The following is a 16,739-nucleotide window of genomic DNA, read 5'->3' on the forward strand; positions in this document are numbered from 1 at the left end:
CAGGAAACCCGGAGTGGTCCGAACACGGTTCTCCGCCCCGGGCCGCGGGTCAGTCCCCGGCCGCCCTGAGCCGCGCGTCCGCGTACTGGTCGTACACCTGGCTGCGCCGCTCCCTGAGGGCGATCACCTCGGCCTCGCGCTCGGCGTCGCGCCTGCGCTCCTCCTCGGCCCTGCGGGCGCGCAGGACCTCGCGGCGGCGGGCACGCAGGACCGCCTGCCTGCGCTCGGCGTCGGCCTTGGCCGCCTCCCGGAGCAGGGCCAGGTGGCCGGTGAGCAGCAGCACCGGCGGAACGGTCACCCACCAGGGCCCCAGGCCGAAGGCGACGGCCACGGCCGTGGCGACGTTCACCAGGACCAGCGCGCTGGTGCGGCGACGGCGGCGGGCGATGACGCGGGCGCGCGGCCCGGCCGCGGCCCGGTACCGCCTCGGGCCCGGCGCGTCCTCGCGGGCCTCGGGCGCGTCCACGGGGTCGGTGCCGTGCTCGCCGCGGCGGAGGACCCGGGTCTCGGTGGCGTCCGGGTCCTCCTCGTCGGCGCGCTCCTCGGGGTCCTCCTCCGGCTCCTCGCGGCCGGACGCCTCGGGTTCCTCGTCCTCACGGCGCTGGTCCTCGTGGACGACGTCCACGGAGTCCTTGCGCAGCAGCATCGGTACGAGGACTATGAGCCACACCACCACGATGGCCAGGTACAGAGGAGAGCTGCTCATCACCCCTCCTCACGATGACGGCCACTGGACGTTGATCGACACTTCGTCGACACCGCGCCGCGTGGGACCCCCGGGGGAGACGACGTCCCCCTCCGGGACATCGTTCCTGATCCTCCCCGCTTCCGGGGTGATTCCCGAGTGCCATATCCACGCGTTGCCCGCATCGTCAATGCGTCTGTGTTCCGCACGGTACGACCCCGTGTCCATAAATGCGCCACATTCTGACCGGAGTGTCGCAAGATTGTGGACCCTCAGTTTCGGTCGTTCCGCCCTTGGATGCGAAATCGCAGGTCAAACTTCGACTGCGGAGAGCAGCACCAATTCAACGCAAAGTAATGAATCAATGTCACTAAAGTGGGGTTTAGGTTCCGGATGCATCTGTGATGGTGTCACGTTCAGTTCGACCCCGGGTGCGGGCTCGCCGGATCACGTGGATCCTGGCCGCCGTTCGGGCCTTGTGGCCCCAAAGCGGAACCGGGGCCGGAACCGGGCTCGCTGGACGGCCCGGAAGGCGCTCCGTGGCGCCACCGGTACATCAGCCCCTGGGGGACCTCCTCAGCGGTGATCGCGTAGCAGATGTGGTCCCGCCAGGCCCCGTCGATGTGCAGCTGGCGTCTGCGCACCCCCTCGTCGCGAAAGCCCAGCTTGGTGACCACGCGCCTGCTCGCCCGGTTCTCGGGCCGGACGTTGGCCTCGATCCGGTGGAGCCCGACGCGGAAGAAGGAGTGGTCGACGGCCAGCGCGACCGCCGTCGGGGTGATGCCGTGCCCGGCGTAGGCGCTGTCGATCCAGTACCCGACCTGGGCCGATCTCGCCGATCCCCACACGATGGCGCCCACCGTGAGCTGTCCGACGAACCGGTCCTCGTAGGTGACCGCCCAGGGCATGGACAGGCCCTGCCTGGCCTCCCTGCGGACGGCCTGGAGCATGGAGACGTAGGGGGTGATCCCCGTGGTGCGCAACGGCATCTCGGGATAGGTCGGCTCCCACGGGCGCAGCCACTCCTCGTTGCGCGCGCGGGTGTCCCGCAGCGCGGCGGCGTCGCGCAGCCGCAGGGGTCGGAGCGCGACCGGCCCCTCCTGCAGGGTGACGGGCCACCCTTGTCTGCGATTCACGACCGTCCCTTCGATGCCTCCGGCACCGTAGCCCACCGGTACGACACCGGACACGGAGGTGTCGGTTCCCCGTCGCCGGTGACGGGCTCCAGTATTCCACTCCCCGGGTGCGGAGTGTCGTCCATCACTCCAGCGGAGCAGGAATCGGATGTTTCCTAACTCCAATACTTGCGTACCGAAAACCCGTGGCAACCCAAGGAATTATCAACGGACGGAATGCCCGAGATGTGATTCCGGTCATTGTTCGGTGTCATTCGGACGGAACGTGGTCCCCGCCGCGCAGCTGGTCCAGCGCGTGTCCGAGCACCGGGGCCAGCACGTCCATACCGTCGCCGGCGCCGCCCCTGGAACCGGGCAGGTTCACCACGAGCATCCGGTGGCCGCCGCGCTCGGCGACCCCGGCCAGGCCCCGCGACAGGATCGCCGTGGGCACGCCCTTGTCCCGCCCCGCGGCCCGCAGCGCCTCGGCGATGCCGGGGATCTCGTAGGACAGCAGCGGACGCGTGGCCTCGGGCGTGTGGTCGTGCGGGGTCAGGCCGGTTCCACCGGTGGTGATGACGGCGTCGAGGCGCTCGTCCAGGGCACGGACCAGCGCCTCGGCCACCGGCGCGCCGTCGGGCACCACCCAGGGGCCCACGACCGCGCAGCCGAGCTCGCGCAGGCGCTCGGCGACCACCGGCCCGGAGCGGTCCGGGTAGACGCCCGCCGCCGCCCGGTTGGACGCCGTCACGACCGCGACGCGGGGCACACGGCCCCCGGACTCACTCACCGCGCCTCCAGTCGCCCTTCTTGCCGCCGGTCTTCTCCTCGACCCGCACCCGCGTGACCTCGGCCTCGGGGTCGATTGCCTTGACCATGTCGACCAGTCCGAGTGCGGCGGTCATCACGCAGGTGAGCGCCTCCATCTCCACCCCGGTGCGGTCGGCGGTGCGCACCGTGGCGCTGATGTCCACGCCCTCGTCCACGACGGTGAGGTCCACGTCGACGCCGTGCACGGCGATGGGGTGGCACAGCGGCACGAGGTCGGGGGTGCGCTTGGCCCCCTGGATCCCCGCGATCCGGGCGACGGCCAGGGCGTCGCCCTTGGGCACCTCTCCCCCGCGCAGCGCGGCGACGGCCTCCGGGGCGAGCAGTACCCGGCCGGTGGCGGTGGCGGTGCGCGCGCTCACCCGCTTCTCGGAGACGTCGACCATGCGCGCGGCACCGGATCGGTCCAGGTGGGTGAATCCGGAGGGGTGGTCGGCCCCCTCCGGCCGTGGGGTGTCGGTCATCGGTCCGCCAACTCTTCCGTTCGAACACAGGACGCGGCCGGGGCGGCCGCGCCATCACGACCGTACGACACGACGGGGGCACCGCGCCCGGCGGTGTCCCTAGGCGGGTTCGGGCAGGCGCAGCACCTGCACGGAGGTGCCCGCGGCCAGTTCGGTGACCTCCTCGGGCACCACCACGAACGCGTTGGCCCCGGCCAGCGCGGACAGCTGGTGCGAACCCTGGTGGAGCGCCGGGGCCACCGTGGAGTCGGCGCACGGGCCGTGCGGGGACTCCTCCAGCACCCCGCGCAGGAAGGAGCGGCGCCCCTCGGGCGAGGTGACCGGAGCGGTGAGGACGGCCCGCGTGCTCGGCAGCGGGTCGGGGTCGAGCCCGCGCAGCCTGCGCAGGGCGGGGCGCACGAAGATCTGGAAGGACACGAAGGCGCTCACCGGGTTGCCGGGCAGCGTGATGATCGGGGTCCGGTCCGGTCCGACCGTCCCGAAGCCCTGGGGCTTGCCGGGCTGCATCGCCACCTGGGTGAACTCCACGGTGCCCTGGCGGGTGAGCACCTCCTTGACCACGTCGTAGGCGCCCATGCTCACCCCGCCGGTGGTCACGACGATGTCGGCGCGCACCAGCAGGCCCTCCAGGGTGTCGAGCACCGTCTCGGGGTCGTCGCCGACGAACCCGTGGCGGTGGACCTCGCACCCCACGTCCTGGGCGGCGGCCGCGATCATGAAGCTGTTGGACTCCCAGATCTGGCCGGGGCCGAGCGGGCGCCCGGGTTCGACCAGCTCCTCGCCGGTGGAGAGCACCATCACGCGGGGGCGCGGGTACACGGGCACGGAGCGGCGCCCGACGGCCGCCAGGACGCCCATCTCCCCCGGGCCGATCCGCACCCCGGGCCGCAGCACGGTGGTCCCCTCGGTGACGTCGTCACCGGCACGGCGCACGGCGTTGCCCACCTTGACCGGCCGGTCGACGGACACCCTGGCCGTGCCGCCGTCGGTCCACTCGACCGGGACCACCGCGTCCGCCCCGGTGGGCATGGGCGCGCCGGTCATGATGCGGGCGCACATGCCCGGCAGGACCGCGGTCGGGGAGGCGTCCCCCGCCGGGATGTCGGCGACCACCGGCAGCCGCACCGGGGCCTCCGCGGAGGCCGACGCCAGGTCGGCGGCGTGCACGGCGTACCCGTCCATGGACGAGTTGTCGAAGCCCGGCAGGGAGACGGGCGAGGTCACGGCCTCGGCCAGCACGGTGCCGTGCGCCTGGAGCAGGTCCAGTTCGGTCGGCTCGGGTTCGGCGATCAGGGCCAGGACATCGGCGACGTGCTGCTCGACGCTCTTCACGGGGTTCCTTCCGGTTCGCGGTTCCTGTGGTGATGCGTCTTCCGCGCCTCGGGAGACGTCTCACCGCCCATTCTCGCCACGTCCGGCCCGCCGCGCGGCGGGCCCGGCCCCTCGGTCCCCCGCCTCCCCGGCCGGGGAGGCGGCCGGGGAACGGCGGGGACCGGTCAGGGGCGTCCGGCCTCCCTGCGGTCGACGAAGTCGCGCAGCCAGGGCAGCAGCTCCTCGGCGAGGTCGGGGCGGCGGCAGGCGAAGTCCACCACCGTGCGGATGTAGTCGGCCTTGTTGCCGGTGTCGTAGCGGCGGCCGCGGAACAGGACGCCGTACACCGGGCCCCCGTCCTCGGGCTTGCGCCGGACCAGCTCGCGCAGGGCGTCGGTGAGCTGGATCTCGCCGCCGCGGCCGGGCGGGGTCTCGCGCAGGATGGGAAAGACCGCCGGGTCGCAGACGTAGCGGCCGATGATGGCCCAGCGGCTCGGCGCCTGCTCGGGCGAGGGCTTCTCGACCAGGTCGGTGACGGCGACGACGTCGTCCTCGTCGGTGGGCTCGATGCCCGCGCACCCGTACAGGGAAACCTGCTCGGGTTCCACCTCCATGAGCGCGACGACGTTGCCGCCGTGCTTCTCACGGACCTCGATCATGCGGCGCAGCAGGTCGGCGGACTCGATGAGGTCGTCCCCCAGGAGCACGGCGAACGGGTTGTCGCCCACGTGCGCCTCCGCGCACAGCACCGCGTGCCCCAGGCCGCGCGGCTCACCCTGGCGGACGTAGTGCACCTGGGCGAGGTCGCTGGACTCGCGCACCGACCGCAGGCGCTCTTCGTCGCCCTTGGCCTCCAGGGCCTCCTCCAGCTCGTAGGCCCGGTCGAAGTGGTCCTCGATGGAGCGCTTGCTGCGGCCCGTGATCATCAGCACGTCCTGGAGGTCGGCGGCGACCGCCTCCTCCACGACGTACTGGATCGCGGGCTTGTCCACGATCGGCAGCATCTCCTTGGGCGTGGCCTTGGTCGCGGGCAGGAACCGCGTGCCGAGACCGGCCGCGGGCACGACCGCCTTCGTGACGGGTCCCGGGTCGGAGGGTCGCTTCTGGTCGGTGGAGTCGCTCATGTCGGCACTTTAGGACAGACCCCCGCCGTCCCAGCGCCTCCACACACTGCCGGGACCCAAGAAGTTCCGACGGTTTCGGGAGAAGGGAGGGGGACCGCCACCCGGTGTTCACCGTGCGGGGCAAACGGCCGGGCGGGCCGACCGGACCGCGGCGCTGCCACACTTGGGCCATGGACGAGAGCGAGCGGCGCGCGGCCAAGGGCCGCCTGCGCGAGGGGTTCCTGGAGCGGAGGCGGACCCGCGGTCCCGAGGAGCGCTCCCGGGTCGGCTCGGCGCTCCGGGACACCCTCATGGACCTGCCGTGGCTGGCCATGGGCGGGACGGTCGCCTGCTACTACTCCGTGGGCGGTGAGCCCGACACCCGCAAACTGGTGACGGCGCTGTGGAAGCGCGGTACGTACGTGCTGCTGCCCGTGTTCCTGCCCGGCGGCGACCTGGACTGGGCGGCCTTCGACGGACCGGACACCCTGGCCCCGGCCGGGCACGGGCTGCTGGAACCCGTCGGCCACAGGTACGGGCCGGACGCGCCGGCCCGGGCGGACGCGGTGGTCTGCCCGGCTCTGGCCGTGGACCGGCGGGGAACCCGGCTGGGGCGCGGCGCCGGGTGCTACGACCGGGCCCTCGCCCGCAAGGGCCCGCACACCCCGGCGATCGCCCTGGTCCACGACGAGGAGTTCGTGGAGTCGCTGCCAGCGGAGCCGCACGACCATCCGGTGGACGCCGTGGTCACCCCCGGAGGCGGCCTGCGGGTGTTCGACGCCGGCGTGTGGCCGGGCGAACGGACATGAACAGGACCGGAGCGGGATGAAACCCACCCGCGGAAGCGTTGTCGCTTGCGGTCGCGCAGCGACGATCCGGCACCGCACCCCCGACATCCGTGCTCTGTGCCAGGCCCTGTCACGCCTCCGGTCGGCGAGCGCGTACTATTTAGCAGTCAACGGGCGAGAGTGCCAGCAAGGAGGACCCGAACAGTGCCTACGTACCAGTACGCGTGCACCGAGTGCAGCGCCCAGATGGAGGTCGTGCAGAGCTTCAGCGACGACGCGCTGACCGTCTGCCCCGAGTGCGAGGGACGCCTGCGCAAGGTGTACTCCGCCGTGGGCATCGTGTTCAAGGGCTCCGGCTTCTACCGCACCGACAGCGGAAAGAGCTCCAACAGCTCCGTGCTCACCGGCTCCGGCGAGAGCAAGGACGGCGGCGACTCCGCGGCCTCCGGCTCCTCCGACTCGTCCTCGGACACCAAGAGCACCTCCTCCGGTTCCGAGACCGGCACCGCGAACGCCTCCGGCAGCACCACCAGCACCGGCACGGGTACCAGCAGCAGCGCCAGCAGCAGTAGCACCGCCGCCGCAGCCGGCTGAGCCACCGGGCCGTTGACCGCCACCGCGCCGCCGAGGATCTCGGCGGCGCGAGGCATGTCCGGACCCGCGGGCCGGGACACACGCTCCTCGGGCACCGGGAAGGAGTCCGGCGGGGCCTGTGGACAACCCCCGGACGGCCCCTTCGCGGCCTAGCGTTGAACCATGGCCGAAGTCCCACCCCCCTACCGGCACCGCCGGGCGGTCGTCCGCCTCCTGGACCGGTACCGGCGCGTCCTCGCCGCCCTCCTGACCGCCGCGGCGCTCGTCAGCGCCGTCCTGGCCGTGCGGCCCCTCCCCGCACCCACCACCCAGGTCCTCGTCGCCGCCCGCGACCTCGACGCCTCGGGCCCCCTCACCGAGCACGACCTCACCGAACTCTCCCTGCCCTCCGACGCCGTACCGGGCGGCGCACTGGCGGTGGACGCCCGGACGGCCGGGCTCCGCCTCAACGCCCCGGTGCGCCACGGCGAGGTGATCACCGACGCCCGCCTGTCCGACCCTCCCGCGCGGCCGTACGGGTCCGGTCTGGTCGCCGTCCCGGTGCGGGTCGCCGACCCCGGTGTCGTGGACCTGCTCTCCCCCGGCAGCCGGGTGGACGTCCTCGCCGCCGGCGGGCACGACGACCTCACACCCGTCCGGGCGGGCCCCGCCGTGGAGGTGGTCGGCGACCGCCCCGTCCTCGCCCTGCCGGAGGGGGCCGCCCCGGATGGTGAGAAAGGCGCGCTGATCCTCATCGCCGCCACACCCGCCGAGGCCAGGAGCCTGGCGGGCCACGCCACCGCCTCACGGCTGTCCGTCACCATCCGCGGCTGACCGCCGCCCGGGAGGGCGGGGTCGACCCGGCGGCGTGGCGGGGCCGGACCGGCATCGCGGATCTTCCACCGAAAGGGGCGCGTCCCGGTGCCGGTACGGGCACCATGGACACGCGGCGCCCTCCCCGGCGCCCGTCCGTGCACGTCGGCTCTCCGCACGGGCACGGCGACGACACGGAACGACTCACGGTCATCGGCCCTCTCCCCCCCGGGACGGGACCGACAAGTTCGATAGGGCTGTATCTCCATGCAAGGCTTCAAGGATTTCCTGCTCCGGGGCAACCTGGTGCAGTTGGCGGTCGCGGTCGTGATCGGCGCGGTCTTCGCCGACCTCGTCACCGCGTTCACCGAGGCGTTCATCACCCCGCTGCTCGGGATCTTCGGCGGTGTCCCGACCTTCGGTGACCTCTACTTCGAGATCAACGGGAGCCGCTTCCTGTACGGCGCGTTCATCGACGCGCTGATCACGTTCCTCACCACCGCCGCGGTCCTGTACTTCTTCGTGGTGATGCCCGTCGCCAGGGCCCTGGAGCGGTTCGCCAAGGCCGAGGACGTCGCCACCCGCGAGTGCCCCCACTGCTTCAGCCAGGTCAGCAAGAAGGCCACCCGCTGCGCCGGCTGCACCAGCGAGATCGTCCCCGAGCCCGTCTGAGGAGGGGTCCGGAGAAGACCGGGGGCGGCCCACAGGGGCCGCCCCCGGGGCGTCAGCCGCTGTACTCCCAGTGCCAGGGCTCGAAGGGACTGGACTTGGCCCAGGCCGGGTGGTGCCAGCCGAACTCGGCGCCGTTCGCCTCCATCCAGAGCCAGCGGTCGGACCTGTAGTTCTGGATGCCGCATCCCAGGTCGAGCGCCTTGCCCAGACCGTGGTTGCTCGTACCGGGCACCGCCGCGAAGCCGGGCGCCACCTGCGCGTAGACGCGGTGCTGGTTGGGCAGGTCGCGGTAGGCGCTGGTGATGCACATGTTCTCGCCGTACTCGTCCACGTACCTCGCGTTGAGCTGGAGGAAGTCCACGGCCGCGTCGGCCCGCAGCTGCTTGCCGTCGTAGAGGTCGCAGAGGGAGTCGCCCGGGAGCAGGCCGTTGGCGGCCCCCTGGGCGTTCGAGGCCGCGGAGGGGTCGCAGTCGGCCGCGGCCATGTAGGCCTCCGGGTCGATGCCGCGCTCCTCCAGCTCCGCGACGAGCTCGTTCGTGGTCTCCTCGGACCGCTGGCGCAGCTGCTCGATGTCGGCCGCGAGCTCGACCTGCTCCAGCTGGGTGGTGGTCTGCAGCTCCTGCGCCTCACTCGTCAGGTCCACCTGCTCCTCGCGCAGGTCGGTGGCCTCCTGGATGAGCGCCTGGTTGTCCTCGGAGATCTTCGACGCGTAGGACTGCATCTGCAGGTCCTCGTTGAGCGACCCCGACGCCAGCACGGCGAGCACTCCGCCGTCGGGCTGCTTGTACAGGGTGCTGGCCAGCTGGGCCAGCGGCTCGCGCATCTCCCTGAGCTCGATCTCGGTCTGCTGGAGTTCGTAGAGGGTGTCGACCAGCTCCTCCTGGGCCTCCTCCAGCGCCTCCTGGCGCTCGACCTGCTCGTTGGTGGCCTCCTCCAGCTCCTCCGAGGCGGCCTCCGCCCGTTGCCGGAACTCCTCCAGGCTGGCCTCGGCCGGGTCCAGCGCCGAGACGGGTATCGGCGCGACGAGCAGCGCGGTGACGACCACGAGGGTCACCGCCTGGGCGAAACGGACGCGGTAGGACTTCGCGAAGGCGGTCAGCACCCCGCTGCCACCCGGCACGCGGGACCTGCGCCGCGCCGCATCAGAAGTGAACGGCACGAATGATCCTCCGGCTGCTTTCCTCGAACACCTACCCGTGACCGCAACGCAACGTACTACATGTCCACATGCGGCCACACGAGATCGTTCCACCGGACGGAGCGGACCGTGCGCGGACTCCCGCCCGTCCCACCGCTCCCCGCCCCGATCCTCGGCGAAATCCCTGGTCGTCACCGCGCGGGCCGAAGTGGCATCCCGGTTCCCACGGCAACCGGAGACAGATATGCGGCCATAACACGACATGTGTCATGAACAACATCACACCGCTCCAGGACAACCAATCGTAGGTCAGCGTACTCCGCCATGCACGCAGAGTCCCCCAGTCACACCCGGGAGGCGGGGACCGACACCCCATCCACCGCCATCCTGGGTTAGGCTTGGTCCGGTGACGGGGGAGGAAATACCTCCGTCAGACCCATGGCTCCATAGCTCAGGGGATAGAGCACCGCTCTCCTAAAGCGGGTGTCGCAGGTTCGAATCCTGCTGGGGCCGCCCCTGTGACCTGGGGTTTCTCTCGAGCGAGAGACCCCAGGTCACTGATCTGACCGCAGTTGTGGTCGCAGTTCCCGGGTCATCCCCACAGCGCCTCCCCCTCCGGCCCACCGCTCCCGGGCGGGCTCCCGCTCGGCACGGACCGCAACGGCTCCGTGCTCCCGAGGGCCCCGACCGGGCGGACACGGAATCCGCCGTGCTCGGCGAGCGGTCCCGCGGCCCCGGTCCGCCGGGCGAACACGAGCGAACCGCCCGCACCGCCCCTGGTGTCCTCACCCGGCATGACCGCTTGGCGGGCCGAATGCGGTCCGGTCAGCGGGGGGAGGCGGTGACCCGTACGCGCCGACCGTCGTCGGAGAGGAAGGACGCCAGTTCCCGTCCCTGCTCGGCTACGGCGGTGCGTTCTGCCCGGGAGAAGCGGCGCAGCGGGGTGACGACCACTGTGTCGGCCTCGACGGTCCAGGTCGCGGCGACCCGGCCGTCGACCAGGACGGCACGCTCGCCGGCGACCGACAGGCCGCGGTGGGCGTCGTCGATGATCCGGCCGCGGTCGTGGTAGCCGAGGATCGCGTTGTCGAACGCGGGCAGGAACCGCACGGGGGCGGGTGTGTCGGGGTCGGGCCGCGGTGCGTCGGGGAGGTCCAGCAGTTCCCGGCCGCGTTCGTCGCGGAAGGTGATCAGTTCCCCGCGTATCGCGGCTATCGCGGCCGGTAGTCCGGCGAGGCCGCACCAGGCTCGCAGGTCGGCCGAGGCCGCGGGGCCGAACGCGGCCAGGTAGCGCCGCACCAGTGCTTCACCGACCGGGTCGGAGCCGCCCGGGGCCGGCGGGGCGACCTCTCGGCCGAGCCACGAGGAGAGCGGCAGGTAGCGTGCTCCCGCCCTCGTCCGCCACAGCCCGCGTGGAGGAAGCTGCACCGCCGGGAGGAGTGCGGCGATCAGTACCTCGCCCAGTGCCCGCGGTCCCGGCTCCGGCCAGCGTCCGGCCAGCGCCCGCCCGAGCTCGGTCATCGAGCGCGGCTCGCCGTCGGCCATCACCGCCCGGCCCGCCGAGGCGAGTTCGTCGGGATCGGTCCCGCCGAGTTCGCGGCGGTAGACCCCGAGTACCCGTTGGCGCAGCATGGTGTCGTGGCGGGCGCGCCAGGCCAGGGCGTCCTCGGCCGTGAGCAGATGAACCGTGCGGCGCATGAGGTGGGTGCGCACGAGGCGTCGCCCGATCAGCAGGTCCGAGAGCACCGCGGGGTCGAAGCCGCGCAGCCGCGACCAGAGTCCGACGAACGGTTCCTGCGGTTCCTGCGCCTGCAGGCCGCACAGGTGCGCGACGGCGTCGCGCACCGGCATGTCGGCGTGATCGAGCAACAGCTGCCGGGCCAGTGTCGCGCGGCCCAGTGCCCGGGCGTTCAGCACGGTCACGCCGTGGCGCTTTCGACGGCCGGCGGGGTGGAGGACACGTCGAGCGGGCCGGGACCGGTTCCCGGCGCAGCAACCCGGCCGTTCCGGGCACGGCCGTCGTGCTCCTCGCCGCCCACGGCGCCGGACACCGCGGTGCCGGGGCGGGAGGGCCCGCCCCGGGTCCCGGTGCGGTCGGGGGGATGCGTCTTCATGGTGGTCGTTCCCTTCGATGACCTGGTGGTGTGCGGCTCGCCCCGCGGGGTGGAGGGAACGGGCGGGGAGGGCGGAGGCCACGCGCCCCTCCCCGCACGTCCCCACGGGATCACCCGCGATACTCGCCCACGACGTCCAGAACCCAGACGACGCCGAAACGGTCCCTCAGCATCCCGTAGGCGGGCGCCCAGCCCGCCGGGCCCATCGGGACCACGGTGGTCGCCCCGTCCGACAGCTTCTCCCAGTAGCCGCTGATCTCCTCCACGGTCTCACCGCGCACGGAGACGAAGACGGAGTTCTCACCCTGGTCGTAGGCCGTCCGGGAGGGCACGTCGTAGGCCATGACGTGGAAGCCGTTCCCCGCGAGGACCTGGCCCCACATCACCTGGTCGGCCTCGGCCTCCTCCTGGACGGCACCGGCGTCCTTGTAGGTGACGGCGGTGAGGTCGCCGCCGAAAGCGGACTGGTAGAACTCCAGCGCCGCCCGGGCGTCGCCGCGAAAGTTCAGGTGGGTCGTGGTCTTGACGGACATGCTCGGCTCCCTGCCTTCACACTGATCGTTCCTCCGGCCTCTCGGCCGGACCGCACAGCCGACACCGGTGGCATCGTCACGCGCTCCCGCGCGGGGCCCGTTGTCTTCTGGCACGCGACCACAGTCACAGCAGAAGCGGACAGGGTGTGTCCTCTTCCGGGAGCAGAATCAGGAACATGCCGAAAACCTCAGCACGACTGCTGTCGCTGCTCTCGCTGCTCCAGGCGCGCCGGGCCTGGCCGGGCGCGCTGCTGGCCGAGCGGCTGGACGTCAGCCCGCGCACCGTGCGCCGCGACGTCGACCGCCTGCGCGAGCTCGGCTACCCCATCGCGACCACCAAAGGCCCCGACGGCGGATACCGACTCGACGCCGGCACGCGGCTGCCCCCGTTGCTGTTCGACGACGAACAGGCCACCGCACTCGCCGTGGCGCTCCAGACGGCCACCACCAGCGGCGCCGGTATCGAGGAAGCCGCGGCACGCGCGCTGGCCACCGTCCGACAGGTCATGCCCGCACGGTTGCGCCGCCGTATCGACACCCTCCAGGTCACCGCCGTCGAACCGCCGACGACCCGGTCGGCCCCACAGGTCGGCAACGGCGTCCTCACAGCGCTCAGCGCCGCCGTCCACGCCCGCGAGGTGCTGCGCTTCGACTACGCCCCCGCATCCCCTGCCACGGCGGACGACGACCGCGCCGGTACTCCACCACGCAGGGTGCAGCCCCACCACCTCGTCACCTGGCGCGGGCGCTGGTACCTCGTCGCCTGGGACCTCGACCGCGACGACTGGCGTACCTTCCGCGCCGACCGGATCACCCCGCGCGCCCCCACCGGGCCCCGCTTCGTCCCGCGCGACATCCCCGGGGAGGACGTGGCCGCCTTCGTGACCGGCAGGTTCCGCGGCTCCGACGGCACCGGCGACTGGCCCTGTCGCGGTGAGGTCGTCCTCGACCTCCCCGCGGCCGCCGTGTCCCCCCACCTCCGTGACGGAGTCGTCGCGGAACTCGGTCCGAACCGCTGCCGACTCACCCTCGGTTCCTGGTCATGGCCCGGCCTGGCCGCCGCCATCGGCAGGTTCGACGCCGACATCGAGGTCGTCGGCCCCGCCGAACTCAAAGCCGCGTTCGCGCGCCTGGCCCGCCGTTACGCCGACGCCGCGGCCGACGGGCCCACCGGACTCACCGCACCGCCACCGGGTCGATGAGCGACACGCCCGTCGGCCACGGTGCGGGGCCCCGGTGACCGATCTCCTCCCCGCTCGGCCTCCCGACGCCCCGCCGTCAGCCGCACGAAGCTTCCCCCGCCACCGTTCCCGGATCCCCACCGTGTCGCCATGACAGCGGAGGGAAGTCGTCCGATCATGGAACCGGAGCACGGACCGCAGTCGGGGAGGCCACTCGGATGACGCACGCGCAACATTCCCGGGACGAGCAGGCCGAAGAACAGGACAGGTCGCCGGGCAGGCAGCGGGGCGGATCACCGTCCGCGATCGCCGGGGCGCTCCACCGGACGCCGCACCCCGGCCCCCAGCACTGGGGCGGGCCCCGGCCCCGCAAGATGGAGCCGGACCCGTTCTTCCCCAGACGCCTGGGCCCTCCGCCCGAGCACCGCGGGTCCTGAGCTCACAGGAACGGGCGCCAGGGGGCCAGCACGCTCTCGCCGAACCTCGCGAGGAGCGGGCGGTGGCTCCACTCCTCCTTGGTCAGTTCCCGGCAGTTGGTGAGGTCGTTGGCGAAGACCTTCTCCATGTGCCGGGCCACGCCCTCGTCGAAGATCTCCACGTTGATCTCGTAGTTGCCCGTCAGGCTCAGCCGGTCCACGTTCGCGGTGCCGATCGTGGACCACTGGCCGTCCACCGTCGCCGTCTTGGCGTGCACCATGGCGTTCTGGTAGAGCCACAGCCGCACTCCGCCGCGCAGCAGCACCGCGTACTGGCTGCGGGATATCCAGTCGGCGACGACGTGGTTGGACTCCTCCGGGAGGAGGATGTTGACCTCCACCCCCCGTTCGGCGGCCTCGACCAGGACGCGCTGGAACTCCCGGTCGGGCATGAAGTAGGCCTGGGTGAACAGCACCCTCTCCTTGGCCCGGTCGATCGCCTCCAGGAACATCGCCCGGATCGGGTAGATGAGCACCTCGGGCACGTTGCGGTGCACACGGAAGTGCGCGTCCCAGTCGGCCTCTCCCAGCCCCTCCAGCTCGGGCTGGCGGGCGTGGCGGTTCATGTTCCAGAAGTCGCTGAAGGCGTTCTCCAGCGCCCACACCGCCGATCCGGACACCCGCAGGTGGGTGTCGCGCCACTCGGTGGCGTACAGCGACCCGACGTTGTACCCGCCGACGAAGCCCACCTCGCCGTCGACGGTGAGGATCTTGCGGTGGTCCCGGCCGGACTTGCGGATGTTCAACAGCAGCACGCCCGGCCGGAACGCCGGGTACCTGATCACGTGGACGCTGGGCGGGAAGCGGAGGAAGGACCGGGGCACCACCAGGTTCGCGAAGCCGTCGTAGATCACGTACACCTCGACGCCCCGCTCGGCGGCGTCGACGAGCGCCCTCTTGAACTCGCGGCCCACCCGGTCGTCCTTGAAGATGTAGGACTCGAAGAGGACCCGGCGTCGGGCACCCTGGATCGCCGCGAGCATGTCCCGGAACAGGTCCTCGCCGTAGGTGTACACGGTGGCGGTGTTCCCGTTGTCGCCGACCGGCAGTTCGACCGGGTCGGTGTGGGGGAAGCGCGCCCGGCGCGGCCGCACCTTCCTGCGCCAGTGGTTGATCCCCATGAGGGTCGCGGCCACGGCGACCTGGGTGGTCACCAGTCCCACGAGCCCCCACTTGACCACCGACGTGATGGTGGAGCGTCGCACAGTCGCCTCCCGTCAGAACGTCCGCGGTACCGAGGGCCCCGACCCTGAGGCCGTCGTTTCCGCCACTGACCGTCAACCGTAGCCAGGGACGCACACCAGGGGTCGGCACAGTCCTCCCGTGTCACCTCTCACGCCGTGTCCTACCCCTGGCCCCGGAGCCGGAACGCCACCAGTTCCGTGGTCGGGCCCTCCCTGCGGCCCTGGACCAGGCGCCGCTCCAGCGGGTACAGGGCGGCGCCCGCCAGCCAGCCGGTCGGCGCGGTCAGGGTGGCCGCGCGCAGGGCCGCGCCCCACGCCTTGCGCCACACCGGGGGAGCGTCCACCTGGGCGTTCATCAGCATGAGCATGGGCACGCGGCGGACCATGTCGAACCCGGCCTTGTCGGCGGTGTCCGCGATCCACTCCAGGGTGCGGTTGACCTGGTGCTCTCCGCGCTGCTCGGGGCGCTGGAGGCAGTTCTCGGAGACCACCAGGAGCCCGCCGGGGCGCAGCACCCGGGCGAACTCCCCGAACGCGCTGGTGTAGCGCCCGTCGTCGGTGATGTGGAAGAGCACGTCCATGCAGGAGAGCGCGTCGAAGGAGTCGGCGTCGAAGGCGTCGAGGTCCGCGGCGTCCTGGCGGACGAACCGGTGGTCGGGGAACCTGTCCCGCAGGCGCTCCACCGCCGCGTCGGTCATGTCGCACCCGGTGATGTCGCCGACGCCCATCCGCCGCCACAGGCGCACGTAGAAGCCGGTGCCGCTGCCCACGTCGAGGACGCTGGCCCCGCCCGGGTCCATCCGGGAGACCTCGCGCAGGAACACCTCCTCGCGCACCCGGTACATCCACGTGTTGAAGGGGCGGCCCAGGGCCCGGTAGCCGACGCCGCTCTCGGTCCAGTCGCCTTCGAGGCGGCGCTCCCAGAAGTCTCGCAGTTCGCTGTGCGTAGCCATGGGAACACTGTCACACCGCGCCCGCGCGAAGTCCCGTAACAGCGCCGGAGAAGGGCGTGCACAGCCCCGCTGAGCGATTTTCGGACAGTATGGGGGACGAGGAAGGTAGGGCCGGATCTCGGGAGGTCGTCGTTCCCGCGTATCCGGCCCCGGCGTGCGCCCTCAGACGCCCCGGTGGGCGATCACGCGCTCGATGAACCCCAGCCCGGTCCGGTCGTGGTGGTCGACCACGAAGCCCGCGTCGACGGCGACGTGCCTCGGCAGCCGCCGGGGACGGTCCTTGCGCGCCTCCCGTGCCCGGAGGGGCCAGCGGGTGTACTCGACGTGGTCGACCAGCAGCAGGAGTCCGCCCGGCCGCAGGACCCGGTGCATCTCGGACAGGGCGCGGTACTGGTCGGGGATGGCGCACAGGGCGAGCGCGCACACCACGGTGTCGAACTCCCCGTCTCCGAAGGGCAGGTCCTGGGCGTCGCCCTCCCGGAGTCGGGCCCCCACCCCCAGTTCGGCGGCCCGTGCCCTGGCCCCCTCCAGCATGCCGGGGCTCAGGTCCACCCCGGTGACCTCCACGTCCTCCGGGTAGTACCGCAGGTTGTGGCCGGTGCCCACGGCGACCTCCAGGACCCTGCCGCGAGCCCTTCCGCACAGCCGGGCACGGGTGCCGCCGAGCACGAGCCGCTGCACCCGTTCCCCGCGGTCGTAGCCCCTCGCCATCCGGTTCCACTGCCCGCGCACCCGCTCGGTCCGCTCGTCCATGACGCCCTCCCTCGCTGCCGCTCCTTGACCCTGGGCCCAGTCTGGAAGTTAATGT

At 72.2% G+C, this 16,739-nt stretch carries 19 protein-coding genes and 1 tRNA gene; 7 read left to right on the forward strand and 13 right to left on the reverse strand.

All coding sequences use genetic code 11. The features are described from left to right. Window positions 1-49 precede the first annotated feature (49 nt). The 6 genes from A6A08_RS06435 to galU all read right to left on the reverse strand — a co-directional run bounded on the left by A6A08_RS06435 (window position 50) and on the right by galU (window position 5,527). Window positions 50-706 (reverse strand): hypothetical protein, encoded by a 657-nt coding sequence (locus tag A6A08_RS06435; RefSeq protein WP_073701604.1) that lies wholly within the window; start codon window positions 704-706, stop codon window positions 50-52. A gap of 395 nt (window positions 707-1,101) precedes the next feature. Further along, entirely contained in the window at window positions 1,102-1,821 is a 720-nt protein-coding gene (locus tag A6A08_RS06440; protein WP_073701653.1) for a GNAT family N-acetyltransferase, read from the reverse strand. Between the two features lie 250 nt (window positions 1,822-2,071). Continuing rightward, window positions 2,072-2,590 carry a molybdenum cofactor biosynthesis protein B gene (locus tag A6A08_RS06445; RefSeq protein ID WP_073701605.1) on the reverse strand — a complete coding sequence of 173 codons (519 nt, stop codon included), beginning with the start codon at window positions 2,588-2,590 and terminating at the stop codon, window positions 2,072-2,074. Then, window positions 2,583-3,092, reverse strand: coding sequence for a cyclic pyranopterin monophosphate synthase MoaC (moaC, locus tag A6A08_RS06450; RefSeq protein ID WP_073701606.1), 510 nt, complete (start codon window positions 3,090-3,092; stop codon window positions 2,583-2,585). The genes A6A08_RS06445 and moaC overlap by 8 nt, the downstream gene beginning before the upstream one ends. A gap of 99 nt (window positions 3,093-3,191) precedes the next feature. Next, window positions 3,192-4,424 carry a gephyrin-like molybdotransferase Glp gene (glp, locus tag A6A08_RS06455; protein WP_073701607.1) on the reverse strand — a complete coding sequence of 411 codons (1,233 nt, stop codon included), beginning with the start codon at window positions 4,422-4,424 and terminating at the stop codon, window positions 3,192-3,194. 164 nt (window positions 4,425-4,588) lie between these two features. After that, window positions 4,589-5,527, reverse strand: coding sequence for a UTP--glucose-1-phosphate uridylyltransferase GalU (galU, locus tag A6A08_RS06460; RefSeq protein WP_073701608.1), 939 nt, complete (start codon window positions 5,525-5,527; stop codon window positions 4,589-4,591). Between the two features lie 170 nt (window positions 5,528-5,697). On the opposite strand from galU, the gene A6A08_RS06465 reads away from it, so the two are divergent. From A6A08_RS06465 to mscL, 4 genes are all read left to right on the forward strand, one after another. Further along, window positions 5,698-6,315 carry a 5-formyltetrahydrofolate cyclo-ligase gene (locus tag A6A08_RS06465; RefSeq protein WP_073701609.1) on the forward strand — a complete coding sequence of 206 codons (618 nt, stop codon included), beginning with the start codon at window positions 5,698-5,700 and terminating at the stop codon, window positions 6,313-6,315. A 183-nt stretch (window positions 6,316-6,498) separates the two neighbouring features. Further along, window positions 6,499-6,888 carry an FmdB family zinc ribbon protein gene (locus tag A6A08_RS06470; RefSeq protein ID WP_073701610.1) on the forward strand — a complete coding sequence of 130 codons (390 nt, stop codon included), beginning with the start codon at window positions 6,499-6,501 and terminating at the stop codon, window positions 6,886-6,888. 162 nt (window positions 6,889-7,050) lie between these two features. Next, a complete protein-coding gene (locus A6A08_RS06475) occupies window positions 7,051-7,701 on the forward strand; it encodes an SAF domain-containing protein (RefSeq protein ID WP_073701611.1) in 651 nt (216 codons plus the stop codon). A gap of 246 nt (window positions 7,702-7,947) precedes the next feature. Further along, window positions 7,948-8,352, forward strand: coding sequence for a large conductance mechanosensitive channel protein MscL (gene mscL, locus A6A08_RS06480; RefSeq protein ID WP_073701612.1), 405 nt, complete (start codon window positions 7,948-7,950; stop codon window positions 8,350-8,352). A 52-nt stretch (window positions 8,353-8,404) separates the two neighbouring features. Here mscL and A6A08_RS06485 read toward each other — a convergent pair whose 3' ends face one another. Beyond that, window positions 8,405-9,511 carry a D-alanyl-D-alanine carboxypeptidase family protein gene (locus A6A08_RS06485; protein WP_073701613.1) on the reverse strand — a complete coding sequence of 369 codons (1,107 nt, stop codon included), beginning with the start codon at window positions 9,509-9,511 and terminating at the stop codon, window positions 8,405-8,407. A gap of 419 nt (window positions 9,512-9,930) precedes the next feature. On the opposite strand from A6A08_RS06485, the gene A6A08_RS06490 reads away from it, so the two are divergent. After that, a tRNA-Arg gene (locus A6A08_RS06490) sits at window positions 9,931-10,003 on the forward strand. A gap of 312 nt (window positions 10,004-10,315) precedes the next feature. On the opposite strand, the gene A6A08_RS06495 is transcribed toward A6A08_RS06490, so the two are convergent. The 3 genes from A6A08_RS06495 to A6A08_RS06505 all read right to left on the reverse strand — a co-directional run bounded on the left by A6A08_RS06495 (window position 10,316) and on the right by A6A08_RS06505 (window position 12,137). Further along, window positions 10,316-11,413, reverse strand: a complete 1,098-nt coding sequence (locus A6A08_RS06495) for a winged helix DNA-binding domain-containing protein (RefSeq protein WP_073701614.1) — start codon at window positions 11,411-11,413, stop codon at window positions 10,316-10,318. Next, window positions 11,410-11,604: a hypothetical protein gene (locus A6A08_RS06500; protein WP_073701615.1), complete on the reverse strand. Its 195-nt coding sequence runs from the start codon at window positions 11,602-11,604 to the stop codon at window positions 11,410-11,412. The genes A6A08_RS06495 and A6A08_RS06500 overlap by 4 nt, the downstream gene beginning before the upstream one ends. Window positions 11,605-11,714: 110 nt before the next feature. After that, a complete protein-coding gene (locus A6A08_RS06505; RefSeq protein ID WP_073701616.1) occupies window positions 11,715-12,137 on the reverse strand; it encodes a VOC family protein in 423 nt (140 codons plus the stop codon). A gap of 176 nt (window positions 12,138-12,313) precedes the next feature. Between A6A08_RS06505 and A6A08_RS06510 the strand changes: the two genes are divergently transcribed. Both A6A08_RS06510 and A6A08_RS06515 read left to right on the forward strand, forming a co-directional pair. Further along, on the forward strand, window positions 12,314-13,339 hold the full coding sequence (locus tag A6A08_RS06510; protein WP_073701617.1) for a YafY family protein: 1,026 nt from the start codon (window positions 12,314-12,316) through the stop codon (window positions 13,337-13,339). 197 nt (window positions 13,340-13,536) lie between these two features. Continuing rightward, window positions 13,537-13,755 carry a calcium-binding protein gene (locus A6A08_RS06515; RefSeq protein WP_073701618.1) on the forward strand — a complete coding sequence of 73 codons (219 nt, stop codon included), beginning with the start codon at window positions 13,537-13,539 and terminating at the stop codon, window positions 13,753-13,755. Between the two features lie 2 nt (window positions 13,756-13,757). Here the strand turns inward: A6A08_RS06515 and A6A08_RS06520 are convergent, their stop codons facing one another. From A6A08_RS06520 to A6A08_RS06530, 3 genes are all read right to left on the reverse strand, one after another. Further along, window positions 13,758-14,999 carry a phosphatidylserine/phosphatidylglycerophosphate/cardiolipin synthase family protein gene (locus tag A6A08_RS06520; RefSeq protein WP_073701619.1) on the reverse strand — a complete coding sequence of 414 codons (1,242 nt, stop codon included), beginning with the start codon at window positions 14,997-14,999 and terminating at the stop codon, window positions 13,758-13,760. Window positions 15,000-15,139: 140 nt separating this feature from the next. After that, window positions 15,140-15,931, reverse strand: coding sequence for a bifunctional 2-polyprenyl-6-hydroxyphenol methylase/3-demethylubiquinol 3-O-methyltransferase UbiG (locus A6A08_RS06525; protein ID WP_073701620.1), 792 nt, complete (start codon window positions 15,929-15,931; stop codon window positions 15,140-15,142). Between the two features lie 162 nt (window positions 15,932-16,093). Beyond that, a complete protein-coding gene (locus A6A08_RS06530; RefSeq protein ID WP_073701621.1) occupies window positions 16,094-16,684 on the reverse strand; it encodes a class I SAM-dependent methyltransferase in 591 nt (196 codons plus the stop codon). Window positions 16,685-16,739: the final 55 nt, after the last annotated feature.

Source organism: Nocardiopsis sp. TSRI0078 (assembly GCF_001905145.1).
Classification (GTDB): Bacteria; Actinomycetota; Actinomycetes; order Streptosporangiales; family Streptosporangiaceae; genus Nocardiopsis.